This is a genomic window from Rothia sp. HMSC036D11 (assembly GCF_001814205.1).
GTDB classification, from domain to species: Bacteria; Actinomycetota; Actinomycetes; order Actinomycetales; family Micrococcaceae; genus Rothia; species Rothia dentocariosa.
Genome location: NZ_KV815302.1, coordinates 74,951 through 101,689, shown reverse-complemented (window position 1 = coordinate 101,689; position 26,739 = coordinate 74,951). Strand labels below are relative to the sequence as shown.

The 26,739-nt window shown below is 52.9% G+C and carries 21 protein-coding genes and 2 tRNA genes; 22 read left to right on the top strand and 1 reads right to left on the bottom strand.

Annotation, left to right across the window (positions count from 1 at the left end; translation table 11 throughout):
- Window positions 1-97: 97 nt before the first annotated feature.
- The 8 genes from dnaG to HMPREF2958_RS06860 all read left to right on the top strand — a co-directional run bounded on the left by dnaG (window position 98) and on the right by HMPREF2958_RS06860 (window position 10,149).
- Window positions 98-2,128, top strand: coding sequence for a DNA primase (gene dnaG, locus HMPREF2958_RS06895; protein ID WP_070697482.1), 2,031 nt, complete (start codon window positions 98-100; stop codon window positions 2,126-2,128).
- A gap of 89 nt (window positions 2,129-2,217) precedes the next feature.
- Window positions 2,218-2,290, top strand: a tRNA-Asn gene (locus HMPREF2958_RS06890).
- A gap of 546 nt (window positions 2,291-2,836) precedes the next feature.
- Window positions 2,837-3,700 (top strand): phage holin family protein, encoded by an 864-nt coding sequence (locus HMPREF2958_RS06885; RefSeq protein WP_037231903.1) that lies wholly within the window; start codon window positions 2,837-2,839, stop codon window positions 3,698-3,700.
- Between the two features lie 191 nt (window positions 3,701-3,891).
- Complete coding sequence (locus HMPREF2958_RS06880; protein WP_070697481.1) at window positions 3,892-5,103, top strand: glycosyltransferase; 1,212 nt, start codon at window positions 3,892-3,894, stop codon at window positions 5,101-5,103.
- Window positions 5,104-5,176: 73 nt separating this feature from the next.
- A tRNA-Ile gene (locus HMPREF2958_RS06875) sits at window positions 5,177-5,250 on the top strand.
- A 218-nt stretch (window positions 5,251-5,468) separates the two neighbouring features.
- Window positions 5,469-6,824, top strand: coding sequence for a hypothetical protein (locus HMPREF2958_RS06870; protein ID WP_070697480.1), 1,356 nt, complete (start codon window positions 5,469-5,471; stop codon window positions 6,822-6,824).
- Between the two features lie 247 nt (window positions 6,825-7,071).
- Entirely contained in the window at window positions 7,072-8,070 is a 999-nt protein-coding gene (locus HMPREF2958_RS06865; protein WP_239652986.1) for a Yip1 family protein, read from the top strand.
- 12 nt (window positions 8,071-8,082) lie between these two features.
- Window positions 8,083-10,149 (top strand): hypothetical protein, encoded by a 2,067-nt coding sequence (locus HMPREF2958_RS06860; RefSeq protein ID WP_070697479.1) that lies wholly within the window; start codon window positions 8,083-8,085, stop codon window positions 10,147-10,149.
- 101 nt (window positions 10,150-10,250) lie between these two features.
- On the opposite strand, the gene HMPREF2958_RS11160 is transcribed toward HMPREF2958_RS06860, so the two are convergent.
- On the bottom strand, window positions 10,251-10,727 hold the full coding sequence (locus tag HMPREF2958_RS11160) for a M23 family metallopeptidase (RefSeq protein ID WP_246828069.1): 477 nt from the start codon (window positions 10,725-10,727) through the stop codon (window positions 10,251-10,253).
- A gap of 814 nt (window positions 10,728-11,541) precedes the next feature.
- Between HMPREF2958_RS11160 and rpsB the strand changes: the two genes are divergently transcribed.
- The 14 genes from rpsB (at window position 11,542) to HMPREF2958_RS06790 (ending at window position 26,559) form a co-directional block, all read left to right on the top strand.
- On the top strand, window positions 11,542-12,336 hold the full coding sequence (rpsB, locus tag HMPREF2958_RS06855; RefSeq protein ID WP_004006225.1) for a 30S ribosomal protein S2: 795 nt from the start codon (window positions 11,542-11,544) through the stop codon (window positions 12,334-12,336).
- Between the two features lie 131 nt (window positions 12,337-12,467).
- Window positions 12,468-13,298: a translation elongation factor Ts gene (gene tsf / locus HMPREF2958_RS06850; protein WP_004006226.1), complete on the top strand. Its 831-nt coding sequence runs from the start codon at window positions 12,468-12,470 to the stop codon at window positions 13,296-13,298.
- Between the two features lie 377 nt (window positions 13,299-13,675).
- Window positions 13,676-14,419: a UMP kinase gene (gene pyrH, locus HMPREF2958_RS06845; RefSeq protein ID WP_004006227.1), complete on the top strand. Its 744-nt coding sequence runs from the start codon at window positions 13,676-13,678 to the stop codon at window positions 14,417-14,419.
- 201 nt (window positions 14,420-14,620) lie between these two features.
- On the top strand, window positions 14,621-15,178 hold the full coding sequence (gene frr, locus HMPREF2958_RS06840) for a ribosome recycling factor (RefSeq protein ID WP_070697478.1): 558 nt from the start codon (window positions 14,621-14,623) through the stop codon (window positions 15,176-15,178).
- 9 nt (window positions 15,179-15,187) lie between these two features.
- Window positions 15,188-16,066: a phosphatidate cytidylyltransferase gene (locus HMPREF2958_RS06835; RefSeq protein ID WP_070697477.1), complete on the top strand. Its 879-nt coding sequence runs from the start codon at window positions 15,188-15,190 to the stop codon at window positions 16,064-16,066.
- Between the two features lie 90 nt (window positions 16,067-16,156).
- Entirely contained in the window at window positions 16,157-16,750 is a 594-nt protein-coding gene (locus HMPREF2958_RS06830) for a DivIVA domain-containing protein (RefSeq protein ID WP_004006230.1), read from the top strand.
- Between the two features lie 62 nt (window positions 16,751-16,812).
- Entirely contained in the window at window positions 16,813-18,141 is a 1,329-nt protein-coding gene (gene dxr, locus HMPREF2958_RS06825) for a 1-deoxy-D-xylulose-5-phosphate reductoisomerase (RefSeq protein ID WP_070697476.1), read from the top strand.
- A 136-nt stretch (window positions 18,142-18,277) separates the two neighbouring features.
- Window positions 18,278-19,711 (top strand): M50 family metallopeptidase, encoded by a 1,434-nt coding sequence (locus HMPREF2958_RS06820; RefSeq protein WP_070697475.1) that lies wholly within the window; start codon window positions 18,278-18,280, stop codon window positions 19,709-19,711.
- A gap of 226 nt (window positions 19,712-19,937) precedes the next feature.
- A complete protein-coding gene (gene ispG, locus HMPREF2958_RS06815) occupies window positions 19,938-21,080 on the top strand; it encodes a flavodoxin-dependent (E)-4-hydroxy-3-methylbut-2-enyl-diphosphate synthase (protein ID WP_080974366.1) in 1,143 nt (380 codons plus the stop codon).
- Between the two features lie 143 nt (window positions 21,081-21,223).
- Window positions 21,224-22,210, top strand: coding sequence for a GNAT family N-acetyltransferase (locus HMPREF2958_RS06810; protein ID WP_070697474.1), 987 nt, complete (start codon window positions 21,224-21,226; stop codon window positions 22,208-22,210).
- A gap of 162 nt (window positions 22,211-22,372) precedes the next feature.
- Window positions 22,373-24,190 (top strand): proline--tRNA ligase, encoded by a 1,818-nt coding sequence (locus tag HMPREF2958_RS06805; RefSeq protein WP_070697473.1) that lies wholly within the window; start codon window positions 22,373-22,375, stop codon window positions 24,188-24,190.
- Between the two features lie 65 nt (window positions 24,191-24,255).
- Window positions 24,256-24,921 (top strand): ribosome maturation factor RimP, encoded by a 666-nt coding sequence (gene rimP / locus HMPREF2958_RS06800; RefSeq protein ID WP_070697472.1) that lies wholly within the window; start codon window positions 24,256-24,258, stop codon window positions 24,919-24,921.
- A 130-nt stretch (window positions 24,922-25,051) separates the two neighbouring features.
- A complete protein-coding gene (gene nusA, locus HMPREF2958_RS06795; RefSeq protein ID WP_004006237.1) occupies window positions 25,052-26,089 on the top strand; it encodes a transcription termination factor NusA in 1,038 nt (345 codons plus the stop codon).
- 176 nt (window positions 26,090-26,265) lie between these two features.
- Window positions 26,266-26,559 carry a YlxR family protein gene (locus tag HMPREF2958_RS06790; protein ID WP_083313718.1) on the top strand — a complete coding sequence of 98 codons (294 nt, stop codon included), beginning with the start codon at window positions 26,266-26,268 and terminating at the stop codon, window positions 26,557-26,559.
- The last annotated feature ends 180 nt before the right edge of the window (window positions 26,560-26,739 follow it).

The following is a 26,739-nucleotide window of genomic DNA, read 5'->3' as shown; positions in this document are numbered from 1 at the left end:
CAGCTTTCCACACGGCAGAGACAGAAATCCCGTGATAGACGGGCATGAAATACCTTCTAAAACTGCTATTACAGCACGGTGCAGCAGAAATGAGACGATGGCTGGACTAATCCGCAAAGAAGACATTGATGAAGTACGCGCCCGTACCGATATCCGCGAAATCGTTGAGGGATACGTAACCCTCAAAGGTGCAGGTATCGGCGCGTACAAAGGGCTGTGCCCGTTCCACGACGAACGCACGCCCTCCTTCAATGTGCGCCCGCAAATGGGCACCTACCACTGCTTCGGATGTGGCGAATCCGGTGACGTCTACTCCTTCGTCATGGCGATGGAACACACCGGGTTTACCGAAACCGTTGAACGCTTAGCGGCGCGTATCGGCTACACCCTGCACTATGAAGGCGGAAACCCGCGAGACAGGTACGAAGCAAGCCTGCGCCGCCGACTTCTCGACGCCCACAAAATCGCCGCAGAGTTCTTTGAACGCAGCCTCTACTCAGCGAACGCAGGGGAAGCACAACGCTTTCTTGGCGCTCGCGGGTTCGACCCAGCCGCCACCAAAACCTTCGGGGTCGGATACGCCCCCCGCGGCTGGGACAATCTGCTCAAACATCTGCGTTCCCAAGGATTTACCGACGAGGAACTGCGCGCTACCGGTATGTTCTCTGAAGGAAACCGCGGCCTCTACGACCGTTTTCGTGGGCGCATCATCTGGCCCATCCGCACCGTAGCGGGCGAAACCATCGGATTCGGAGCACGCCGTCTCTTCGACGACGACCAAGGCCCCAAATACCTCAACACCCCCGAAACGCCGCTATACAAAAAATCGCAAGTGCTCTACGGCATCGACCTCGCCAAACGTGAGATGACCAAAACCAAACAGGTCGTCATCGTCGAAGGCTATACCGATGTTATGGCGGCACATCTGGCAGGCATCAAAACCGCCGTAGCAACCTGCGGCACCGCCTTCGGTGCGGGGCACATCAAAGTGGTACGCCGCATGATCACCGATGACGGCTCTGGCGGAGAAATTATCTTTACCTTCGATGGCGATGCCGCGGGGCAGAAAGCCGCGCTCGCAGCGTTTGAAGAGGATCAGCGTTTTGTGGCACAAACATACGTGGCGGTCGCCCAAGAAGGTATGGACCCGTGCGACCTTCGCCTGCACAGGGGCGATGCGGCGGTACGATCCCTTATCGCCTCTCGCCGTCCGCTCTTCGAATTTGTCATCGATACAACCCTCAAACGCTTCGACCTGACAACCCTAGAGGGGCGTGTGTTGGCGATGCGCGCCATCGCGCCCATTATCGCCGGGATCAGGGACCGTGACCTGCGCCCGGCCTATATGCGTAAAGTCTCTGGACAGCTCGGTATGGAACTTGAGGAAATACAGCGTGCGGTCGCCTACGCCCAGCGCCATCCGCAGCAGAAAAAACGTTACGAACCGGTGGCTCAGCAGCCCCAAACGCCCCGGTATGAGCAGGTATCTGGATACGGTCAGCAGGATCCGCAGAACTACTCAGCTCAACCGTGGAACGCATCTGCTGGAAACCCTGCGTCTCAGCCAGAAGGGTCCGTGAACCCCGGAAATACTATGTCGCCCACTCACAGCGATACTAGCGTGGCAAATACCGCCGGGGGAGAGCCAATACTCGCCCCCGACCCTGCCGACCCCGTGGCTCGTCTCGAAAAGGCCGCACTCGAAATCGCCCTGCAGCATCCTCACTTGATGAGCGTATCCCAGTGGCAGGAATTCGCCCGCGTAGAATTCCGCTACCGTATGCACCGCGAAATTTCTCGCGGCATCATACACGCGGCCTCCACGGTAGCGCCCGCTGCCGGGGTTGAGTGGCTCAACGTAGTGCGTTCCGGTACTATCGCCGAGGTACACCCCGCGATCGCCGAACTGAGCGTAGCGGCGCTGCCCATAGCCCACGAAGAGCACCTCCCCAGGTTTATTGAGGGTACTCTCAACAGCCTCTTTATCCACCAGATCACCCGACAGAAATCCGACCTCATGATGCGCCTGGAGCAACTCAGTTCGGCCTCCGACAGTGAAGAGTATGCGCACGTGCAGCGAGAGCTTTTAGAGCTTGAAATGCGCCGCAGAACACTCACAAAAAACTAGTAAGGTACATCACTATACCCTAAGTTGCGGAGGCAACAAACAGCCGGTATAGTTGTTACTCGTTGCGGATAAACGCCGTAACGGGATAATCCCCCGTAGCTCAATTGGCAGAGCATTCGACTGTTAATCGAAGGGTTACTGGTTCGAGTCCAGTCGGGGGAGCATTTAAAAGCCTCAGAGCAAAGCTCCGAGGCTTTTTTGTATGGTGACTGGAATGAACCAGTAACCCACTTCGCCCTGCAGAGGCGCTGGGGCGCCTCCTATCGGGCTTCGTCTATTTCGAGTCCAGTCGGGGGAGCATTTAAAAGCCTCGGAGTTTAACTCTGAGGCTTTTCTCATAGGGTGACTGGACTTTGCCAGTAACCCACTCCATATTTTCTCAACGCTTGGGGTCTTTAAATACCCTCGCACAAGAACCCTCTCGCGCATCAAACATCTCTGTCTCGAACACTATATGAATGCATACGCATAAAAGTTTTCGAGAAATTACACAGCACACGGTAGAATGCGAAAGATACCCTACGCACCATAAAACCGTATACTGCCGCCTTCTGAAGATTCGATGGGAGCAGAAAAATCATACGGTTTGGCCGGTGTGATCGCTGGGGCGACTGTGTAACAACACACCTGCGGTAAGAATAGAGCTAGAATAATAACCGTGGGGTGCCAAACAGAAGCTCCACACAGAACAATCACGGAGAGGTGGGCATGACCACAAACACTAATCCCCAAGGCATACGAGCAGGCATTGCAGGGATTAAGTCAAGTATCGCGGGTCTCTTTGATGCCGCTAAGGTACTTAAAACCCTAGGTATTAACCAGGTCAAAGACGAAGTCCAGATTGCAAAGCACGAACTTAAGACCAAAGGTGTCGCTCTTGGCAAAGGTGCAGCCTTCCTCGCCGTCGCAGCTGTTTTTGCGTGCTTCATGGTCATCGCTATTATCGGTCTGCTTATCTTCCTCCTTGGACAGCTTGTACCTTTATGGGCCTCGGCGCTGATTTGGGCAGGCGTCTTCCTTATTATTCTCGCCATTTTAGGGCTTATCGGATATAAAAAAGTTAAAGCCCAGCTGCCCTTTGCTCCCGAATCGGCAATCTTTGGCGTTCTCTTCGATCTCGGCGTGCTTCGTGAAGGCAGCGCAATGACAGCCTCCCGTTTGAAACAAGAGCAGGCTGAACGTGCAGCGCGCAAGCAGGCAGAGCGTGAGGCCGCTGCAGAGAAGGCCCGCCAAGAAGCTGAGGAGCGTAAGGCACGCGGCGAAGAAGAACCCAAGCCGCTCACCATTGAGCAGATTCAGCAGCGCACTAAAGAACGTCGCGCACACCTTGCAGCTTTGCGTGATGATATGCAGAAGTACGCACAGAACGCTCAATCCTTCACCCAATCAACCGTAGACTCCGCAAAGACCGGTGTGCAGAACGCGCCCAGCAGCGCGGCTACCGTTGGGCGCAACATGGTCAGCAATGCATCCAAGCCTGAGGTTGTTAAGGCTCGGTGGAAGTCCTTCGCAACTCTGGGCGCATCGCTCTCTGCAGTCGTACTCTTCCTCCGAAAGATTGTGCGACGCTAACGCAAGTGCCTGCACCACAAACTCCGTATATTGGCCCGTCACCTCCGCGGTGGCGGGCCATTTTTGAGTGCGTGTAGAGGCGACTCTCAGAGAACTCCAAGGCCTATTTATGCTGAGGAACGCGATAACACCCGATAAAATAATGAAGAACACCCCATACACCTGAGAAGTCAGACCAAGGAGAACAGGCGATGCAGCAGGCAAAGAAGATCCTGATCGGTGCTGAGACCTATCCCCCCGATGTGAACGGCGCGGCACAATTTGGGCACCGCCTAGCGACCTCTATGCTCAAACGCGGGCACGAAGTACACGTGGTTGCCGCAAATCCCAGCCGTGGACCTAGCTACCGAACCGTCGTAGAGGGTGGCATCGTCGAGCACCGTCTGCGTTCGCATCTGCCCCCCACTCATGAGACCAACCGCATCTGTATTCCCTGGGAAATCCACGCCGAGGTGGGTCGTATCCTTGATGAAGTTAAGCCGGATGTTATTCATGTGCAGTGCCACTACATTATCGGGCGCGCATTACTGAAGCAGGCACATAAGCGTGGAATTCGAGTTATCGCCACCAACCACTTTATGCCCGCAAATTTAGATCCATTCCTGCCATTCCCGGAACCCATCAAAAAGGTGTATGCGCATATTACCTGGGCGGATATGCGCCGTCTTTTCAAATATGCGGCGGTGGTGACAACTCCGACTCAGATCGGCGCCGATGCGATGCGAGATCTTGGAAGATTTACTCGCCCCGTTATGCCCGTTTCTAACGGCATTGAAATCAGCGACTACGAGCTTGCTGAGGGCGCAGATTTGGGCAAAGCACCCGGCGAACTGCGTGTAACCTTCGTGGGACGTCTTGCTGAAGAGAAACACGTGGATGTGCTTATTGAGGCGCTCTCTCTTCTCCCCGAAGACCTTGACCACGTTCGCCTTGATATCGCTGGAGGCGGCGAGCTTCGTGAAACCCTCGAACAGAAGGCACGCGAATGCGGTGTTGAAAACCGAGTAACGTTCCGTGGGTTTGTTCCGGACGAAGAACTGCCGGGTGTTTACCAGAGGGCGGATATTTTCTGTCAGCCTGGGACCGCAGAGCTGCAGTCGCTTGTCTCCTTGGAGGCTATGAGCGCGTCCACTCCCGTAGTCTTGGCAAACGCCCTAGCGCTTCCACATCTCGTGGAAGAAGGCGTTAACGGATACCTCTTTGAGCCTAATAATCCGCAGGATTTGGCGGATAAACTTACAGCAATTCTTCGTCTACCTGCCGCTGAACGCGAGCAGATGGGGCGTGAGAGCCGCCGTATTGTGGAATTCCATAGTGCGGAGAATACCTGGCGCATTTTTGAGGAATTATATGTATCGGATGCCCCCTATGAGCGTTTTCTTGCCCAACGTTCTGAAAAATAAGGTGTGTCTAAGATTCGCCAAAACTGTACCCCTCAGGTACTCTAGAGACGTGGCTTACGCGCTAAGCCTCTAGGGGGAGTTAGCTCAGCCGGTTAGAGCAGAGGACTCATAATCCTTTGGTCGTGGGTTCAAGTCCCACACTCCCTACAGACCCCGCTCGGTATGACTCATTTATTACATGTCGCCGAGCGGGGTCTTTTCGCTTTATATCGGGGTTCGAGTTACGCGAGTTAGAACAGAGAGCATAAACACGCTACATTAGATACGAACATTTGAGAGATAAAGTGTTTGCCAGCTACTTTTTAAAAGCACCATTTTCTCTCGGAACCCCTGCTAGAGACTCCGGCTCACTCAAAAGAGGAATAATGACCACCGATAAATCCTGCATGAGAGCGCTACACGGTTTATATGAGCGCCGCTTTCTGCGTTTTGCCACCGCGTTTACCCTCGCCTCTGTTCTTGGCGTGGCGGCACCCGTTCTTGCGCCGGGGCCTACATACGATCACGGCTCGGCCTTCCTGACAGTGGCTCGCGCAGATCAGCAGGATGTTCCTTCGCCCCATGTTCGCAATCTTATTTTTGTGCTTCAGCTCAAGGAAGACGGTACCTTTGAGGGGCACTTGCTTCTCGGAGATTTTAAAGGTGAGATTGGGCAAAGCGAGCTTCAAGACCTAGATACCTATCTGGAGGCCGTCAAAGTTGATAACCAAAAGGTAGAGTCCGATATTCATTCGTATCAGCCGTATTTTGTGGGTAAAGATGCTCTTATCCCGAAAGAAGCGCAGGGTCGGCACGTAACATTTACTGCGAATAGTATCGACCAGGTTAATAGAGACCTCGAACAGCTTCTCGGAACCAAGAATAATTCCATCTCTTTCAGTGAGTCCACAGGAGAAAATCAAGAGCTTTTATCAACCGCGAATGTGCATATTGATTGTGCCGGTATTTGTGATGCGAGCATGTCATCCCCGCCATTGGGGCTTGTGGCGGCGCCCGCATCCTGGGGTAAGAGCGGCGACGAAGCTCTGTACAGCGTCAACGAGGCAGCAAAATACGATTCTGGTACATCTTCGGTTGTTAGCTATACGATGAGCCGCCGAGTGGTTCCTGAGAAATTTTCAAGCACTTTCTACATCAGCTCCGAGTCTTCTTTGAGTGCGAGCTTCCAATATACCTTTAGCCCGCTCGACGCAATGCTTTTTAGCCGGAGTATTAATGAGATCTTTGGTGCCTCCAATACAAAGACCGGTGAACATAATATGGAGCGTAATGAGCAGGGTATAGGGCGTACCTTTACTACCCGGATCAGCAATATCAAAGTTCAAGATTTCCAACGTTTGCTCAACAACTATATGCCCGGCAGCGAGGTAAGTCTTGAGAAGGGTGAGAACGATCAGCTGACGTTGCGTGCCAAGCTCGTTGCGGATGCTAAAGTCACCGATAGATTCAGTGGCGACAGTGAATATATTGTGGTGGCGCCGGACGGTATGGCAGTTGTAAATCCTCCTGCTAATACTGTTGTAGATCAGTCCGATGGGGCAATTCATGTGCGCGCCAAGGGTATTAACACCGCCACAATGGAAATTCATATGCAGAAGGCTCCCCGCAACTACAGGCCAATTATGATTGCTGGGATTGTCGTAGCATCCATGCTCATCGTGGTGCTGATCTCTATCCCCATCGTGGTGACTCGTCGCGTGAAGAAATTAGAAGAAGAATAAATACCTTATTTTCTGAAGATATGACGAATTATCGTGAGTAAAGGCGAGATTTAAGGTAGGGTAAAAAGTAACCTCGCATGCACACGCGAGACATCGCTGATAAACACACGGAGTACTGTTGCTCCAGCGCCTTCTTCCTGGAATAAGGCTTAGCCATGAGATCTTCAGACTTATCTGGTTTCTTGAAGCAACGTCCCGAGTGTATATCGGCTTGTTGCATAGGAAAATCCGAGATAAGGATCAGATGATGAGTGAGAATATTCCGCAGTCCGGTCAAGGTCAGCCACAACATCCTCAAGGCTATGGCAATGACGGGTACCAGAATCCCAACCCCGCTCAACCGTATGGGAACCCTAATATGCACCAGTCTGTACCTCCCCAGGAGCAGGGCGGACAATACCAGCAGGATCCTAATCAGTTTGGAAACCCGGTTCCGGGTGCTCCGAACCAGCAGATTCCCCAGCCGAACGGGTTTAACCCGCAAAACCCTGCACAGCCTCAGGGAGACCCACATGCTGGTTTCGCCCAGCCAGCAGCACCGGCAGCGCCAAACCCTTTTGCTGAAGCTCTCAAGAATGTTTGGGGCAGCTTCCTTGATGTCTTTAAGAGCCAGCCGGGCGACGCACATAAAAGACTGCAGGACAGCCAACCTTGGGGATGGATTATCGCTGTAGCAGCACAGTCCTTCGCAGGCTCTTTGGTCATTACGCAGCTGGTCAGCGGTCTTCTTGGGCTTTTCTACATGTTCCGCGGATCATTCTACGGTAGCCGGGGGAGCTCCTCTCAGGGAGGAAACTTCGGGCAGACCGTCATGATTTTCCTGATTTTCTTTGTCGCAATTTTTGCGATTCACGTTCTGCGCGGCTTGCAGCTCATGCTGACCGCTCGTATCGGAAAAGTTCAGTCGAGTTTCAACGACTGCATGAGCGCGGCAGGTGTTGCGGCTCTTCCTTTGGTTGGCTCCTATCTTCTGCTCTACCTCTTTGTTCTTCTCACGATGGGTACAAATGGGAAGAACTTTGCAGAGAACCCCACCCTGACGATATATCTTCTGGTAGCAATCTTTGCGTTCTCGATTGTGATCGGTGAGTCTCTTATCTACCTGGGGCTGAATCGCCTGGGTCGTTTTGAGAAATCTCCTGTGTTAATGCACGCTCTTCTTACAACTGCATGGGTTCTTGTGGCCCTCATTGTATACAACATTGCGTTCCAGATGATGCCTAACCCCTTGGCATCAAGCCTCTAGGAGCATTGTAAGATGAGCCAGCTACTACAGCAGCGCTCGTCAAGACGGCAAGGAAGACTTGGGTTCCTTGCCGTCTTTCTGGCGGTTCTAGCGCTCATTATGTCTGCCTGTGGTGCAAAAGTTGAGACAAATCTCGGGCTTGAAAATTCCGAGAAGGGCTCCCGCACCATTACAGTGTCTTTCAGCTTGAAAGATAATAAAGATTACCTCAAGGGTGACGTTAACGCTCTTGATGCTTCGATTAAGAAACACAAACCTCAAGAACTTGATTACGAGGGCATTCGAACCGAAGGCGATAACGCTCAGGCCACCTTCAAAGTGAATTTTAATAGCGTAGATGAATACCGCACTAAAGTCTCCGCTATTTTGAGAGCTTCGAGTTTTGACAAAGAACCTCAGATTCTGATTAGCAACAGCAAAGACGGCTTGGTTCAGGGCGTTGAAGTTTCCGAAAACTTCACCTCGCAGGACCTTATCAAGTGGCTTCCCGAAGCACTTGTAACAGACGGCTTGGTCGAAGCAAAACGCAAAGACAACGTCCTGCAGTCCAGCGGGAAAAACAGCGTTACCTTTGAAGGTCGCGAAATTAAAACAACAGAGTCCTCCAACGAGGTTCAAGCTAAAGACCTCAAAGATAATGGGTTTGATGAAGTTGTGATTGCGGTCGATAAGAAGGACGGTAAATATAACGCCAAGATTGTCTTTCTCGCAAAAGAGATCATGGTACCTGACCGGGTAAGTGCTGTAGACACTTATCTTAACTCGGTGAAACCTGAGGGAGCTGAGCTTACCAAAGGTATTGACGAAGAAATCGCCAAAAAGTCTTACCGGAGCTTACCGTCCACGCAATCTGGTAAAGATGAAAGCGGTCGCAACTTAAAATTTACTGCCGATTCTTTCGAGGATCTCAATGCTAAACTTCAGAAAATTCTGGGTACTCAAGAGACCGCGTTAGAAAGTTCCCAAGAAGTTAAAACTGATTCTTCTGGGGCGAAGATCATTGAGCATATAACAGGTTCAGTTGATTGCAGCCGTGTGTGTTCACCGGGAACCAACTACGGGGTGAAGTTTAGCTTCTCTGACGACGGTAAAAATTTTGACCAGGACTACGGCTCGTCGAATAGCTCAAGCTCAAGCGCATCCGCGTCGGATAGGGTAATAAAAGTCAACCTAAAGAATTCGCGCACGATTCAGCCTGAAAGCCTAAACGTGACTTCTGCGCTGGGTATGGACGGTTCTGTTGAAGCGAAGTTTGAACTTGCCTTTAAGAGTTCTGATGTCGCGCAGGCTGGGGATGCCCTTAAGTCTTTCGTTCAAGGGTCTGATGAGGCTCAAGCGACATTTGAGGAACGTACTGACGGCGATAATACGATATATTCAGCAAAGATACGAGGCAAAGATTCTGCGGAATTCAATACCCGTATTGGTGCTTACCTACCCGGTTCTGAAATGACGATTCATCATCCTGGCGGGGTTAATCTCTTCGGAGCAGACTATACGGTTTCGCCCAAGTTTAACCTGCAGGAGCGTTTTGGCCAGCTACAGCCCAAAAACTACGATTTCAAGTTTGAACTCCCCATCATGAGCTCGGTTAAAACCGATGCTCTGCAGGGAAGCAACTCTATGTTTGGTCGCCAAGATTCACATCTCTCTGGCGACGGGCGTAACGTTACGGTTAATAGCTCGGAGGGTTATGTCAATACCTCATCCCTCACCATTCCAGCGCATGGGTTTACCATGACGGACTTTGTGGTGGATGCTATTTTGCTCGGTCTGCTTCTGCTGATTCTGTTGGTGCTCTTCATCTTCCGCAAGCGCATTCGTCGCGCAAGCCAGAAGGCACGCGAACGCCGAGCTGCACAGCAAGCGGTGCAGCCGACAGCAGCCTACACAGCTTCAGACTCGGATGTTCTCAATTACGGCGACGATTCGCCGACCGTTGCGTTCTCGTCCGGAAGCTCCTATGCGGCTGAAACGGACGGTACTATCCCGCTGCCCGCCCAACAGGCCCCGAAGCACGCTGCAAAGTCACAGCAGAAACCCGTTTCGGGTGATAGTGATCAGGACTTTTTGCAGTAGTGCCGTGCCATAACGTATAGCAAAGCAGAGACCGGTTGGTCAGGCACACAGTGAGCCCCGCATCGTACACGATGCGGGGCTCACGACATATAGGTAATATTTCAGGCTTTGAAACTCTCGTCAACGGGAAGTAGTATAGTCGGTTCTGCTGGTCCCAACAGAAGCATAGGGTTAATATATTCTGCGTTTTTGCCGCTTCCGTTCTTGTGGTCGCCGCCGCGCCGAACGCTCCAGTAAAGGCATGTGGTAGAGCACCGAGGTTTTGTGGGATGCGCATCCACCCGAGCGATAACTTGCCCCGCCTGAACGTGAGTATCGACTGGCAGAGGATCGGTGACAGGCTCGAAACTCGACCTATACCCGTTCGGATGCTCAATGACTACTACCTGTCGATCGACGACAGTTCCCGAGAAAACTATGGTTCCAGGCGCTGGAGCGCGCACTTGGTCCTTTTCTGTTGCCTCAAGATCGACTCCGCGATGCCCTGCCGACCACCGCTGACTGGGCTTGATAAAGGCATGAATGACATGAGGTTTTCCAGATATAGGTGAAATCCATGAACGCGCAGAAGTGTGCATGATCTGTAGGGGACCGTGTCGGTACTTTATACCGCTGACGTATGGCCCGAAGCCTAAAGATAATGCCACGGTAAGGACTATGATCTGGATCGTTAAAACCCGCAAGAATATTGGAGAAGGCACCCGGACTTTTATAGGATGCCCTGAGCGCCAGCATGCTAGAAGAAACAGGGGAGTACGCCGCAGCGCAGATACAAAGTGTCGTCTGGACATCGTAAAAATACGTGCCTGTGCCGCCAGACCCGCGCGGTGCATCCACGCACCTAACCAATCACATATCATTCTTCGAGCACACCACAGTCGAAGACGCATAAAGATATGTACGAGGCTGTACTGTGGAAAACTTACCCTTTCGGGACATTTTTATTCGATATCCACAGACGGTATTTAGCGTTTTCGTGAAAAACAGGTGAGACAGTTCAGCGTTTTTCACAAACCTCCAAAATATGAAGACTCGTGATTCTACGGATTCAAGTGAGGTGGTAGCAACAATTTTTACAAAAACCACGTTTATACGGACGAAAAGCTCATGGTACTAAAGACTTAAGACCCAAATATCAGGTACAATTTTTTATTGCAGTGTGCCTAGCCTGGTAACGGAAAGGCTCGCTGACGACGCGTGGCGTGAGCACCTGGAACCTAAATACCAGGTGATAAAAGACCTTCGGTCCGCTTAGAACAAGCGGTCAGGGCTTGAGACACGGGGCAACCCGAATGTCTAATCGCCACTAGGATAAACCGATAACTACTATGCGCGCGTGTGGCTAGCCCGAGATGGGAGGTCAGCGCGGCACCCTGATATAAAGGAGACGACATGCCCGTCGTAACTATGCGTGAGATGCTGGATTCCGGCGTTCACTTCGGTCACCAGACCCGCCGTTGGAACCCCAAGATGAAGCGTTTCATCCTCACCGAACGCAACGGCATTTACATCATCGACCTGCAGCAGTCCCTCGAATTCATCGATAAGGCTTTTGAGGCTGTTAAATCCACCGTTGCACACGGCGGCAACATTCTGTTTGTGGGTACCAAGAAGCAGGCACAGGAAGTTATTGCTGAGCAGGCTACCCGCGTGAATATGCCTTACGTTAACCACCGCTGGCTTGGTGGTATGCTCACCAACTTCTCCACCATCGCTAAGAGCATTGAGCGTATGAAGGAACTTGAGCAGATCGACTTTGACGATGTCGCAGGTTCTCGTTACACCAAGAAGGAGCTGCTCTTGATGCGCCGCGAGTTTGAGAAGCTCGAAAAGACCCTGGGCGGTATCCGTAACCTGAGCAAGGTTCCCTCCCTCGTATGGGTTGTTGATACCAAGAAGGAGCACCTGGCGGTTAACGAGGCTCAGAAGCTGGGCATCCCCGTGGTAGCTATTCTTGACACCAACTGTGACCCTGACGAAGTTGCATTCCCCATCCCTGGTAACGACGATGCGATCCGTTCCGTCAACCTGCTCACCCGTGTGGTGGCAGACGCTGTTGCTGCAGGTCTCATTGAGCGTAATGCTAAGAAGACCGGTAAGGCAGAGGCTGCTGAAGAGCCTATGGCTGCGTGGGAGCGCGAACTGCTAGAGCAGCACGAGGCAGCTCAGGCGGCTGAAGCTAAGTAGGCTTTAGCTTTTCCACGATGGGAAAAGCAGTACGGACGGTACCTACCCTGTGGCGGGTAAGGTGCCGTCCGCTCATAGCTCATGGGCGTTATCACGCCTACATCTTAAATTAAGGAAAAAGAGGAGTTCACATGGCGAACTACACTGCAGCAGACATCAAGGCACTGCGTGAGAAGACCGGCGCAGGTATGCTCGACGTCAAGAAAGCTCTCGATGAGGCTAACGGCGACCAGCAGAAGGCAATGGAGATTATCCGTGTGAAGGGTCTGAAGGGCGTCACCAAGCGTGAAGGTCGTGCAACCGCTGAAGGTTTGGTTGCAGCTCGCGTAGAAAACGGCGTTGGTTACATGGTTGAGGTCAATTCTGAAACCGACTTCGTGGCTAAGTCCGAACCCTTCATTACCTTCGGGCGTAACGTGCTGGAGGCTGCTATCGCGGCTAACGCATCCACTCTGGAAGAGCTGCAGGCCGCATCCTTCGAGGGTAAGACCGTTGAAGAGCTCACCACCGATGCTGCCGCCCTGCTGGGTGAGAAGGTCGTGGTGCGCCGCGTAGCACGTGTTGAAGGCGAGAACGTGGCAGTTTACCTGCACAAGACCTCTAAGGACCTGCCCGCACAGGTTGGTGTTCTGCTTGCTGTTTCCGGCAATAACGTTGATGAAATTGCGCACGACGTAGCAGTCCACATCGCAGCGATGAGCCCCAAGTACCTGGACTCTGAGTCTATCCCGGCTGACCAGGTTGAAGCTGAGAAGCGTGTTGCACGTGAGACCGCAATTGCTGAGGGCAAGCCCGAGAAGATTCTGGATAAGATCGTTGAGGGTCGTCTCAAGGGCTTTTTCAAAGAGAACACCCTGCTTGACCAGGACTTCGCAAAAGACACCAAGAAGTCTGTGGCACAGGCTCTCTCTGAGGCTGGCGCAACCGCTACCGGTTTCGCACGTTTCCGCGTTGGTGCCTAGTTTCTAGGAGCTTTCCTCAAGCAGACAGCCTTTATCTGAGGCTATATGCTAAAGTCGGATGCTTGCCCTGTGAAGGGTGAGCATCCGACTTTTTTGTATAAATATTGTGCAGGTTGCGCACCTAGCGCAAAGAAAGTTCCAGAACCTATTTTCTGTATAGATTATCTTGCAGATACAGTGTTGACCTGAGGTTTTATAGGGTTTTATATGCCCGGAGCATTTAGTCTCTCAATCTCTACGCCTTCTGGCATGTCGAATGAGAGAGAAAAATATCGAAGGGTGTACCACAAGACAGTGTTTCCGTAGCGTATCCTTGATAAGGACTATTGAGTGTTCACCCCGTTATCAGCATAAGTTTTATCCGTTGGAGGGTATTTATGACCGACTCGCACACGCACCCAATCCATCGAGACGACACCGGTCGTCGCCGTGTTCTACTCAAGCTCTCAGGCGAAGTTTTCGGCGGGGGAGAAGTTGGTATTTCGACCGGGGTTGTGCGTAATATTGCACAGCAGATTGCAGCAACTGTGGGTAAGGTAGAGACCTCCATCGTGATTGGCGGCGGTAACTTCTTCCGTGGCGCCGAGCTTTCACAGGCAGGTATGGATCGTTCCCGCGCAGACTATATGGGCATGCTCGGCACCGTGATGAACTCTCTGGCTCTTCAGGATTTCTTGGAGCAAGAAGGTATTGATACCCGCGTACAGTCTGCTATTACTATGCCGCAGGTTGCAGAAACCTACATTCCTCGCCGCGCTATTCGCCATATGCAGAAAGACCGTGTGGTTATTTTCGGCGCCGGTGCCGGTCTGCCCTATTTTTCGACCGATACCGTAGCTGCCCAGCGAGCCTTGGAAATTCACGCTGACGAAGTTCTGGTAGCAAAAAATGGTGTGGACGGCATCTACACCGCCGACCCGAATAAAGACCCTCAGGCTGAGCGCCTGTACAACCTCACCTACGATGAAGCTATGCAACGCAATATTCGCGTGTTGGATCAGACCGCATTCTCCCTATGTCGCGATAATAACGTGACGATGCGCGTCTTCGGCATGCAGGGTGAAGGTAACGTAACCCGCGCTATTCTGGGGGAGAAGATGGGTACTCTTGTAACCCGCTAAAGAAACGTTATGCCGTTATACTCCTTGCATTAGAAGTCGTTCAACGGCTTAGCCATAAGGAAAAAACGGTGAGAAGTCGCCCGAGATAGTCTCGGGCGACTAAACTATAACTAGGTCGCGGTTTGCACCGTTTGGTGTTTCCCGTAGCCGTAGCTACCAAAATCGGCATGAGCCGACTTCCCCTATAAAGGAGATTCCGTCGTGATCGAAGAAACCCTTGCCGAAGCCGGCGAGAAGATGGATAAGACCATTGAAGCTATCAAAACAGAATTCGCCAAGGTCCGCACCGGACGTGTGAACCCTGCGATTTTTAGCTCTATTACCGCAGACTACTACGGCGCGTCGACTCCATTGCAGCAGCTGGTGTCGTTCAACGTTGAAGATGCCCGTACGGTTAAGATTGTTCCATTTGATGTGAGCGCTTTAGCTGCTATCGAAAAAGCAGTGCGTGACTCTGACTTGGGTGTAAACCCCAGCAACGACGGTGCCGCTATCCGCGTGGTTATGCCCGAGATGACCTCTGAGCGTCGTAAAGAATACATAAAATTGGTCAACCACAAAGCCGAGGAAGCTCGCGTTTCGGTACGTAATGTGCGCCGCCATGCTAAAACCGTCATTGATAAGCTTGTGAAAGACGGCGAGATCGGTGAGGACGACGGTGCCCGTGCCGAAAAAGAGCTTGATGCCCTCACTAAGAAACATGTAGATACTATCGATGAGCTCTACAAGCACAAGGAATCTGAGCTGCTTGAGGTTTAAGGCTCAGAGATGAACACACGAGAAGATACGGGGGATAAGAAGAGCGAAACAGCCCCCGCCCCAGGGAAAACAGCATCCCGAGCGGGGCGCAACTTACCCGCCGCTATCGGCGTAGGCGTAGCATTCGGCGCGGTGCTGACTACAGGGCTTTTCTTTCCTCCGTTTCTTGTGCTTCTCTGCGCGATCTCTACCGGGCTGGGAAGCTGGGAGCTTGCCTCCGCACTCAACAAAAAACGCGACTACAATTTACCCCTGACCCTGGTGACGGTGCTGGCTCCGATCCCCACAGTCTCAGCGTATATTTGGGGATTCACTGGTTTGGGGATCTCCTGCGTTGCTGTCGCCTTAGTACTTGCTTGTGTCACCTTGGTGGTACCCAGGAAACGTACAGCCTCACGGTATAAAGTTTTGAGGGGTCTCATTCTAATTTTGGGATGGGTACCCTTGACCCTCGGAATTTCGATGGTGTACTTTAGCACCGAGCGCGGTTGGGCAGGCATCCTGATGATCCTTCTCATGGCAGTCAGCAACGATACTTTCGGGTATATTGCCGGTGTTATATGGGGTAAACATCCTATAGCACCTACCATTTCTCCAAAGAAGAGCTGGGAGGGCTTTGCTGGTTCCTATCTTGGGTCTGCCGTGGTAGCGTGTATTGCGCTAAGTATTTTGGGGCAGAAATGGTACTGGGGAATATCACTCGCTGCAGTCATGGTCATCGCCTCTACGGCGGGTGATCTTGTAGAATCTGTTTTTAAACGTCGAATAGGCATCAAGGATATGTCAAATATCCTGCCTGGGCACGGCGGCATGATGGATCGTCTGGACTCGGTACTTTTTGCGGCCGCGGTTGGGTGTTTGATTTTTACCTTTGTGCTTCCTCTCTAGAGTGGAACACAAGATAGCGAAAACTTTATGCGTAGGGTACGCACACGAGCCACTCACGTCGTGTGCCCTGCCTGATGATAAGGAGAATCCTTGGCAACGAATACTAGTCGTACAGATAACGGCTTCGGCCGTGCGGCAGAACTCGAACCTGGTTATAAACGAACCGAGGTCGATCGTCTCTTTGCTCGACTAGCCGAGGATTACGAACAGCTAAGCGGCGCCGTACAGCAGCACGCTAATATCTACACGTCGCGGCTTATTCGCCAGGTTGTTTTTCGTACCGAGCCCGGCGGCTATGCGGTAGGGGACGTCGATCGCGCTCTAGAGCGTATAGAAGAACGTTTTGCCAAGCTGGAACGCAGCCGTTATATCGAACAGTACGGTTTAAGCAATTGGGAGCTGTCCCTCGTAGACGCGGGTGAGCTTCTGGCACAGCGACTAGAGCGGCCGGATGGTGAACGCTTCCGCCGCCCCTCTAAACGCAAGCACGCCGGGTATTTTGTGGGTGATGTTGATAAGGTATGCCATCATATCTATGCTCAACTCAATAGCGAAGAACCGCTTGATACATCCGTTATTCGTAACGCTGTCTTTAGGTCTGCGACCGGCTCGGTGAGCTATGAAGAAACCCAGGTTGATGCCTTTATGGATCGCTGTATCGAGCTTATCCAAGATCTGACCTAAGACGTTGCTGGTAGCCGCAGGACCTTCTGAGGCCGTGCTGGCAGCATGCGATACTAGTAAACATGAAGTTTGGTTCCTCTACTCGGGTTGGGGGCTTCCGCGAAACCCTCACTGATGCTCTTAAACATGGACTTTGCGATGCTCGAAGGGTTACTTTACTCGGTTCCACCGGGTCTATTGGCACCCAAGCAGTACAGGTTATAGAGCATCTTGCGCGTCTTGCGGGCACCACCGTCGATGCTGAGGATGCACCGCTGAAGGTTGTAGCTCTCGGCGCCGGTTCACGCTCCCTCGAATTATTAGCACAGCAGGCGGTTCGGGTACGTGCCGAGCTTGTTGCCACCAGCGGCACGGCGCAGGATGCACAACGGTTGCAAGAATACCTTGATGCGGCCGCCCGCAGTGTGGGCATTAGTGGGTACAGTCCGCGCATCGTCTGGGGAGAACGTGCCAGCGTTGAGGCGGCGGCGCATCCGGCGGATGTGGTGCTCAACGGTATTACCGGATCCATCGGTTTAGAACCCACACTGACCGCCCTCAAAACGGGACACCGGGTTGCCCTTGCAAATAAAGAATCTCTGATCGCGGGTGGACCGCTTGTGCGTGCTGCCGTTGATGCCTCACCGTTAGAAGCCCCGATGGTTCCCGTGGATTCGGAACATTCGGCTCTTGCCCAAGCGTTAGCCAGCGGCACCGACGCCGAGATAGACCGGCTGATTCTCACGGCCTCAGGTGGACCTTTTCGAGGATATACCCGTGACATGCTTCATGACGTTACCCCACGGCAGGCGCTGGCGCATCCTACCTGGGATATGGGGCTGGTGGTCACAACCAATTCGGCAACTATGGTGAATAAGGCCCTTGAGGTATTAGAGGCACACCATCTTTTTGGGGTTGATCTTGACCGCATTGATGTTGCGGTACACCCGCAGTCGATTGTGCATTCGATGGTTCAGTTCGTAGACGGCGCGACTATCGCCCAGGCGTCCCCGCCGACCATGCTTCTGCCCATTGCTCTGGGACTGACGTGGCCGCACCGCATTCCGCAGGTAGCGGCTCCCTGTGATTGGACTCAGGCGCAAACATGGACTTTTGAGCCGCTTGATTCGACGGCTTTCCCTGCTGTGCAGATGATTAAAGAGGCGGGCAAGCGGGGCGGAACCTTTCCCACCGTTTTTAACGCCGCTAATGAGGAAGCGGTTAGCGCTTTCCACGCCGGTAAAATTCGGTTTACCGATATTGTGGATTCCGTGGCGCGTGTTTTGGAGGCGCACGCCGCCAGTAGCGAGGTTACGGCAGAAGCCGACATGAGCTTAGAGGCTGTTCTGAACGCCGAAGCTTGGGCACGCGCATACGCTCGTGAGCTCTACGCCACGAAGACGCCGTCATAACCATCACGAAGGTTTTTCCTAGGCGGCGCATAACCTGAGCGCCACGTACCCTATAATTTCACAGCTTAGGGGAGTACCCTAGAAACTTCGCGGGAAACCGCTTGAGAACCCGTACCTTTTGTTGCGAAGGAGAAACGTGGAGATTCTGCTCTACGCCGCAGGCGTCATCATTATGGCGATAGCTATTGCACTGTCTATTGCTCTGCATGAGGTGGGACACCTGGTACCTGCAAAACTCTTTAAGGTGCGTGTACCGCAATATATGATTGGTTTCGGCAAAACTATTTTTTCGTTCCGCCGCGGTGAAACTGAGTACGGGTTTAAAGCCATTCCTTTAGGCGGATATATTTCGATGATCGGCATGTATCCGCCTGCGCCCGAGCATGAGGAACGCGCGAAACGGGCGATGGAGCATCCCGCAGAGGGGAACGCCGAGGGTACCACTGGCGTGGAGGAAGAACACGAACCCGAGATCGAAACTCTTCGCGCCGGAACTACTAGTCCTTTTGGGTCTTTGGCGAATGCGGCCCGTGAGGCTGACTTAGAGCGCCTGAAACCCGGAGATGAAAATCGTCTGTTTTATAAACTTCCCGTGTATAAACGCATGATTATCATGCTGGGCGGGCCTAGCATGAATTTGCTCATCGGGATCGTATGCACCGCCATTCTCATCTGCGGTTTTGGAACCCTGTCTGCAACTAATAAAGTGGCATCGGTTTCCGATTGCGTGCCAAAAGCAACGATCACCGAAGACCGTATCTCGTATTCCGAATGTACTGACTCTTCGGCACCGTCTCCCGCGAAAGCGGCAGGACTGCGTAAAGATGACCGTATAGTTGCTATCAACGGCAACCGTACGAGCACCTGGGAACAGGTTTCTTCTAACATTCGTCAGGCAGGGAATAATACCGTAACCGTCACCATTGAACGCGATGGTGCTGAACAGCAGCTCACCATGACCCCGGCGCTTTTGGAGCGTCCGGTCGTGGATGAAAAGACCCGAGAATATGTGCGTAACGACGATGGGTCATTCAAGATGATGACCGGCGGCTTTATCGGTATCTCACCAACTTCGGAGATGGTTCCAGGCTCGTTGGGCGATGTTATGCCCAATGTGGGCGACACTCTGGGACGTATTGCACATTCCATGTGGTCGCTGCCGCAGCGCGTATGGGAGCTGGGAGTAAATCTCTTCTCTAATCAGGAACGCGATGCGAACTCCCCAGTATCCGTAGTGGGGGTAAGCCGGATTGCTGGTGAAGTGGCCTCGACAGACCGTATCGATCTGAAAGCAAAAACTGCGACCTTAGTCTCGCTGATAGCCGGAATGAACCTGATGCTTTTCGCCTTCAACCTACTTCCGCTTCTTCCCCTGGACGGAGGGCATGTTTTTGGTGCCCTGTGGGAGGCAATTCGACGTGGCTTCGCCAAGCTTACCCGCCGTGCCGATCCCGGTCCGTTTGACCCGGTCAAGCTTCTGCCGCTTACCTATGTTGTAGCGGGTGCTTTCATTCTGATGTCCATTGTGATTATTGCCGCCGACTTTATTAAACCCCTGCGGCTGTTCTAAATGGCGGAGCAAGCTATGTACCGCATAGCGTCTAGTGAGGATCGTGTACGTAAACGAATTGTGAGCGGGACTACCGCTTTTTCATCTCATCGTGATATTGCTCGCGGTTAGGGTATCCGTATTAGTGGTTCTGCGCGCGACGGTGGCACAATAGGAAGCTGAGCGGCGCATCCCGCGCCCCAATTTTTATGACATTTGGAGGATTGCCTTGTCGGTTAGCCTTGGTATGCCGAAGCCTGCCCCTGCGGTTCTTGCGCCTCGCCGCAAGACCCGTCAATTCAAGGTAGGTACCGTGGGTATCGGTTCCGAATCTCCCATTTCGGTACAGTCTATGACGACCACCAAGACCCACGATATCGGTTCAACCCTGCAGCAGATTGCCGAGCTAACCGCCGCCGGATGCGATATTGTGCGCGTGGCATGCCCGACCGATAAAGACGCTGAGGCACTACCCATCATCGCAAAGCAGTCTAATATTCCGGTGATCGCGGATATTCACTTTCAGCCCAAGTACGTGTATGCGGCTATTAAAGCCGGATGCGGCGCGGTGCGTGTGAATCCCGGTAACATTCGTAAATTCGATGACCAGGTAAAAGAGATCGCCGAGATGGCTTCAGATCACGGTACCTCTATCCGTATCGGCGTGAATGCTGGTTCACTCGATAAACGTCTGCTCGAAAAATATGGCCACGCCACCCCGGAGGCGCTGGTTGAATCCGCTGTATGGGAAGCCTCTCTTTTTGAAGAGCACGGGTTCCGCGACTTCAAGATTTCCGTTAAACATAACGATCCGGTGGTTATGGTTGAGGCATACCGGCAGCTTGCCGCACGCGGCGATTGGCCTTTGCACTTAGGCGTAACCGAAGCAGGTCCCGCGTTCCAGGGAACCATCAAGAGTTCGGTAGCATTCGGCACCCTCCTCTCTCAGGGGATTGGCGATACAATCCGTGTTTCGCTTTCGGCCCCTCCGGTGGAAGAAGTCAAGGTAGGAACTAAGATTCTGGAATCCCTTAACCTGCGCCCGCGCAAGCTCGACATTGTTTCGTGCCCCTCATGCGGTCGCGCCCAGGTGAATGTGTGGGAGCTCGCCGAAAACGTGACCAAGGGCTTGGAGCATATGAAGGTTCCGCTTCGCGTCGCCGTGATGGGATGCGTGGTGAACGGTCCAGGCGAGGCACGTGAAGCAGACTTAGGAGTGGCGTCCGGTAACGGTAAGGGACAGATCTTTGTGAAAGGGGAAGTCATTAAAACCGTTCCCGAAGATCAGATCGTGGAAACCCTTCTTGAAGAGGCAACCCGTATTGCCGCCGAGATGGAAGCCTCGGGGGAGTACGTGCCCGAAGGCGCCCCCGCTGTTACCGTCAAATAGTACGGCTGTACCTCGTCCGTAGCGTTGAATATAAACGCGACGAGTCTGAAATCTCTAAGCGCCTCGCCTTCAACGGACGCGGGGCGCTTTGCTGTGACACATTCAAAACCGCGATAGCTCTCTCGTTAGATAGAATCGAAAGCGTGCTCAAAAAGTTTTTCTCCTCATCCGCCCCCCAAGTGGTAGCTCTCGATCGGCGCGATGCAGATGCCCTCGAAGAGCTTCTCTATGCGGATACGCTGGGGAACCTCTACGCTATTGAGCATTACGATATTTACGGGCTGCCGCTAGCATCGGCATCCGGAGCACGCCTGACGGGGAATAAGCTGCCAGCACAGTATCGCGGATTCGTGGGGATTTACGAAGATGGCATCTTGCTGAGCGCGCTGTTGCTGGGCAGCAATACCGTTCCCATCTGGTTACCTGACGACGATCGAATGCGCTCACATGCCGAGGTTCTTGCTCACCTCATTTACCGTTCTCGGGGCAGCATTGAGTCTCTTTTTGGTCCCAGTGAATGTGTGCTTCCAATCTGGGAGCACTTGAGGAAACGCCTCGCGAGTCCTTTCTCTGTTCGGACGGTACAGCCGCTACTGTACCTGCCCCCAGAAACAAATCTATTCTCACTCTATTCGGCCTCTCTGCCTGAACTGCCCGGCTATCTGCCCTCGTTACAGTCGGTTCCAGAGAGTCCTGGAGGATATGTGCGCTGTACTGTTCTGTCAGATTACGATGATGTTCTGCCCGCCGCAGCCGCTATGTTCCATGAGGAAGTCGGTATTGAACCCATCGCACGGTACGGCAGCAACTACAGAAACCGTGTACGGTCGATGGTATCTGAAGGCAAAAACGTGATTGTCACTAACGATCTCGACGCGGTGGTCTTCAAAGCTGATCTGGGTATATCGCATCTGGATGCTGCGCAGATACAGGGCGTTTGGGTGCACCCCGACTATCGCGGTCTGGGGCTTGCGGCTCCGTTTCTTGCTGCGGCCTGTGAGCTTTTCCGAGAGAGGCACCCGCATCTGAGCCTCTACGTTAATAACTACAACGATCGGGCGCTCTCTCTTTATCAGCGCACCGGGTGGGAAGATATTGGGCAATATTCGACCATTATCTTTACTTGTTAGCGTCTGAAAATATACATGTTGGTTTTTATACCAACTATGCTTCGCCTGTGAGCGCGGAAACCTATAGACTTGTTATATTATTCATCGCCGTTCGCCGCCGCTTTCGGGTTAAGGAATGTGGGATGCGGTGAAGGTCTAGTATCAAATCCAAGGAGAACACACATGGTACTTCGCTTGTCCAACCTCTTCGTGAGGACCCTGCGTGAAGATCCTGTAGACGCTGAGGTAGCAAGCCATAAGCTTTTAGTGCGCGCAGGTTATATTCGTCGTGCCGCTCCTGGCGTGTATACCTGGCTGCCCTTGGGTTTGAAGGTTCTGCGCAAGGTAGAAAATATAGTGCGTGAAGAAATGAACGCAATTGGAGCCCAAGAAGTTCTCTTCCCGGCATTGTTGCCGCGAGAACCCTATGAGGCGACTAACCGGTGGGAAGAATACGGTGATAATCTCTTCCGCCTGCAGGACCGCAAGGGAGCCGATATGCTTCTGGCGCCCACCCATGAAGAAATGTTCACCCTGTTGGTGAAAGACCTTTATTCCTCCTACAAGGATCTGCCGCTGTATATTTACCAGATCCAGAATAAGTACCGTGACGAGGCGCGACCCCGCGCCGGTTTGTTGCGTGGGCGCGAATTTGTCATGAAGGATTCCTACTCTTTTACTGTGGACGACGAAGGCTTGAATGAAGCTTACGAGGCTCACCGAGCCGCTTACCAGCGTATTTTTAACCGCTTGGGATTAGATACGGTCATCGTGACCGCGCAATCGGGTGCTATGGGCGGTTCACGCAGTGAAGAGTTCCTGCATCCGACCCCTGTAGGTGAAGACACCTTTGTGCGTTCCGCCGGTGGCTACGCCGCAAACGTGGAGGCAGTCACCACTGTTGTGCCTGCAGACATTGATTTCACGGATACGCCCGCAGCTATCGTGCTCGATACCCCCGAATCTCCCACGATTGAAACTCTTGTAACCCAGATGAACGAGCTGCACCCGCAGGTGACCGGTGGTGAACTTACCGCTGAACAGACGCTCAAATGTTTTGTGGGCGCAGTCATTACCCCCGCTGGGGAGCGTAAACTCTTTGCCGTGGGCGTACCCGGTGACCGCGAAGTTGATCTGGGACGCGTCGAGGTTAACATTGGTGCGCTCATGGGTATCGGCGGCGAAGTCGAGGTTGAGGCAGCTTCTGAGGAAGATCTAAAGAAATTCCCGCAGCTCGTCAAGGGCTATATTGGCCCGGGTCTTACTCTCGATCAGCCCATGTTGGGTGAGAATACCGAAGAGCGTCAAACTGCTACCGGTATTCCGTTTTTCGTTGATCCGCGCGTGGTTCGCGGTACCTCGTGGGTTACTGGCGCTAACGAGCACGGCAAACACGTGGCAAATCTCGTTTACGGGCGAGACTTTAATGCAGACGGTACTTTGGAAGCGTGTGAAGTACGCGAAGGCGACCCAGCACCGGATGGCTCCGGACCGCTTATTGCCGCACGCGGCATTGAGATGGGACATATCTTCCAGCTTGGTCGTAAATACGCCGAGGCACTGGGCCTGAAAGTACTCGATCAGAACGGTAAACTCCAGACCGTGACGATGGGATCTTACGGTATTGGCGTAACCCGTGCGCTTGCCGCAATCGCTGAGGGCAATCATGACGAGAAGGGTCTGATCTGGCCGCGTAACTTGGCACCCGCCGATGTGCACATCGTCATCACGAATAAAGACGCTCAATCCCACGAGTACGCAGAAACCTTGAGCGCCGAACTTGAAGGCACCGGGGTGCAGGTGCTTTTGGACGACCGTCTGAAAACCAGCCCGGGCGTTAAATTCGGCGATGCCGAGCTTCTGGGCGTACCCACCATCTTAGTGATTGGTCGCGGGTTCAAAGACGGTACTTTGGAGCTCAAAGACCGGCGAAACGGAGAGGCACGCGATATTGCTGTATCGGATGCGGTGCGCGAAATCCTCGCCGAGATCCGGTCTTAGGTCCTATTCCCAGGCATAGACGCGTTCATCATCCTCGACAAGATTATCGAGAAGAGAAGGAAGATATGGCGTATAAACCTAAACGGTCCGGTAAGAAAGACGGTACCCCCAATGCTCGCTCCCGCCGTGCCGCATCACGAACCGCCAGGGGTGTGACTCGTCTCTTCGAATCCGCAGAGTCGGAAAAATCGGCACCGGCAAAAATTGGGACACGCTCTCTACATGAGGACGAGGTAAACGAAGCTATCAAACCTGTGCTCAGCGAGTTTTCGTTAGTGCTTGAAAGGATTAAGATCAGTGGTCCGGCAGCTAACCGAACGGTAGAAATTACCGTGGACTATACGGAAGATCGGACAGATTCTCTTTCTCTGGACAGCCTTGCGGAAATCTCGGGGGCTATCTCACAGGCTCTGGATAAAGCTGATGAGCATGATGAGTTCTTCCCCTACATGTTGGAAGTTTCCTCTCCTGGAGCTACCCGAGAACTCACCGAGCGCCGTCATTGGAAACGTGCTCGCACCCGACTTGTGGCGGTGACACAGACAGACGGCACGGAATACGTGGCTCGTCTTGACGAGATTACGGACGAAGGCCCTGTGCTCCGGCGTAAGAAACAGACTAAGAAAGGGCAGAAGCAGACGTACCATGACGCTATGATTGTGCCCTGGGAAAATATTGGGCACGCTAATGTTGAAATTGATTTCAATTCTACTCAAGAGACTGTAGAATAGGTACAAAATAGGCTTTCTGTTTGTTTTTTCACACTCAACAAACATAAAGCAAACCGTTCGGGAGCCGGGGCGCAGAAAAAGCGTCCCGGCGCCGTGCTACAGGGAAAGGCTGAAGAGCGTGGACAACAATATGACGATCGACTTAGGCGTTCTGCATGCACTTGCAAAGCAACGAGGTCTCGTTTTGGAGGAACTGTTCTCGCTGGTTGAAAATGCTCTGGTGCTTGCCTATATGAAGCAGCCCGGCGCCATTAAAGGCTCCCGAGCCGTCATCGATCGAACCACCGGCGACTTCGCTATTCTTGCGCCGGAACTTGACGACGACAACCAGAAAATCGATGAGTTCGATGATACGCCCAATAACTTTGGGCGCATTGCTGCGGCGACGGTGCGTCAGGTTTTATCGCAGCGTCTGCGCGATGCCGAAGATGCATCCGTACTCGGTGAATTTAAAGACCGAGAAGGAACCTTAGCATCTGGCGTTATCCAGCAGGGGAATAACCCCCGCATGGTTCAAGTCGATTTGGGAACTATTGAGGCCGTACTCCCCGCGAATGAGCAGGTTCCCGGAGAACAATATCCCCATGGAACCCGTATTCGTGCATATCTCTTAGAGGCGCGCCGCGGGCAGAAAGGGCCCTCGATTGTGCTCTCGCGGTCGCATCCGAACCTGGTGCTTCGCCTGTTTGAGCATGAGGTTCCAGAGATTGCCGACGGATCGGTCAAGATTAACTCCATTGCTCGCGAGGCAGGGCATCGTTCGAAGATAGCGGTAAGCGCAACGAACCCCAGTATCAACGCTAAGGGTGCCTGCATCGGTGATATGGGCGCTCGCGTGCGTGCTGTTGCCGCTGAACTTAACGACGAGAAGATCGACATTGTTGATTACTCGACGGATCCTGCGGAGTTTATTACGGCTGCGCTCTCGCCCGCTAAGGTGACCGAAGTTATTATTGCGGACCCCCGCGAATATTCTGCTCGTGCGATTGTCCCCGATGAGCAGCTTTCGTTGGCAATCGGGCGGGAAGGCCAGAACGCGCGCCTTGCCGCGAAACTAACCGGCTGGCGTATTGATATCTTGGCGGAATCAAAATATGCTCAGATTCGTGCCGAAGAAGAGGTGGCTGAGCGAGTAGCCCGCAGCCTTGATTTAGACGAAAACGAGTAGTAACCGGTATTCTAGTAGGAGTACCCTGTAGCCCCTGAAGGGTCTTCCGCATTCGTGAAACCGAATACGGACGTGACCCAGATGAGGGGCTACACTTAAGATGTGCGTTTGGTGCGTGCACCTCAGTGGTGTGCCTAAACGACTGTGACAGTTTTGATGGGGAAGAGGGGAGAGCAATGAGTGAACCTCTCCGTACCTGTATTGGCTGTCGCCTCCGCGATAGTCCGCGGAATATGCTCCGTATCGTCCGTTTCGGCGGCGACGGAGAACGGATGCGCATCCTTCCGGATGTGCACCGCGCCTTGCCCGGTCGCGGTGCGTGGCTGCATATGCGTGAATCCTGCCAGCAACAGGCTTTTCGTAAAAATGCTTTCGCCCGCGCCTTTAAAGTTTCAATTGCTCGCGCAGACCTTATGGTTTTGACCGAATACTTCGCTCAGCGCAAGCCCGAAACTACGGGCTATGAGTGAAACTCACATCCCTATAAGTCAACGAGTTTGACGACTTCTTGCAGATTACGAAAGCGAGTCAGAAAACTGATGGATATCTAATGAGTGCCGCGACATGAGTACCCATCTGTGCTCACACCCCGGCAAATTTATGCCCACGCGTGTGTTAGGCGTAACCGAGATCCTAGTGCGCGCATACAC

What these genes read in the sequence shown, in the direction of transcription:
- HMPREF2958_RS06790 (WP_083313718.1), top strand. Translation starts at nt 26,266, where the DNA reads ATGAGTGAACCTCTCCGTACCTGTATTGGCTGTCGCCTCCGCGATAGT.
- HMPREF2958_RS11160 (WP_246828069.1), bottom strand. Translation starts at nt 10,727, where the DNA reads ATGCACACTTCTGCGCGTTCATGGATTTCACCTATATCTGGAAAACCT.
- HMPREF2958_RS06885 (WP_037231903.1), top strand. Translation starts at nt 2,837, where the DNA reads ATGACCACAAACACTAATCCCCAAGGCATACGAGCAGGCATTGCAGGG.
- HMPREF2958_RS06870 (WP_070697480.1), top strand. Translation starts at nt 5,469, where the DNA reads ATGACCACCGATAAATCCTGCATGAGAGCGCTACACGGTTTATATGAG.
- HMPREF2958_RS06880 (WP_070697481.1), top strand. Translation starts at nt 3,892, where the DNA reads ATGCAGCAGGCAAAGAAGATCCTGATCGGTGCTGAGACCTATCCCCCC.
- dxr (WP_070697476.1), top strand. Translation starts at nt 16,813, where the DNA reads ATGAAGTTTGGTTCCTCTACTCGGGTTGGGGGCTTCCGCGAAACCCTC.
- tsf (WP_004006226.1), top strand. Translation starts at nt 12,468, where the DNA reads ATGGCGAACTACACTGCAGCAGACATCAAGGCACTGCGTGAGAAGACC.
- HMPREF2958_RS06860 (WP_070697479.1), top strand. Translation starts at nt 8,083, where the DNA reads ATGAGCCAGCTACTACAGCAGCGCTCGTCAAGACGGCAAGGAAGACTT.
- rpsB (WP_004006225.1), top strand. Translation starts at nt 11,542, where the DNA reads ATGCCCGTCGTAACTATGCGTGAGATGCTGGATTCCGGCGTTCACTTC.
- HMPREF2958_RS06805 (WP_070697473.1), top strand. Translation starts at nt 22,373, where the DNA reads ATGGTACTTCGCTTGTCCAACCTCTTCGTGAGGACCCTGCGTGAAGAT.
- dnaG (WP_070697482.1), top strand. Translation starts at nt 98, where the DNA reads ATGGCTGGACTAATCCGCAAAGAAGACATTGATGAAGTACGCGCCCGT.
- HMPREF2958_RS06865 (WP_239652986.1), top strand. Translation starts at nt 7,072, where the DNA reads ATGAGTGAGAATATTCCGCAGTCCGGTCAAGGTCAGCCACAACATCCT.
- nusA (WP_004006237.1), top strand. Translation starts at nt 25,052, where the DNA reads ATGACGATCGACTTAGGCGTTCTGCATGCACTTGCAAAGCAACGAGGT.
- rimP (WP_070697472.1), top strand. Translation starts at nt 24,256, where the DNA reads ATGGCGTATAAACCTAAACGGTCCGGTAAGAAAGACGGTACCCCCAAT.
- HMPREF2958_RS06835 (WP_070697477.1), top strand. Translation starts at nt 15,188, where the DNA reads ATGAACACACGAGAAGATACGGGGGATAAGAAGAGCGAAACAGCCCCC.
- pyrH (WP_004006227.1), top strand. Translation starts at nt 13,676, where the DNA reads ATGACCGACTCGCACACGCACCCAATCCATCGAGACGACACCGGTCGT.
- ispG (WP_080974366.1), top strand. Translation starts at nt 19,938, where the DNA reads ATGCCGAAGCCTGCCCCTGCGGTTCTTGCGCCTCGCCGCAAGACCCGT.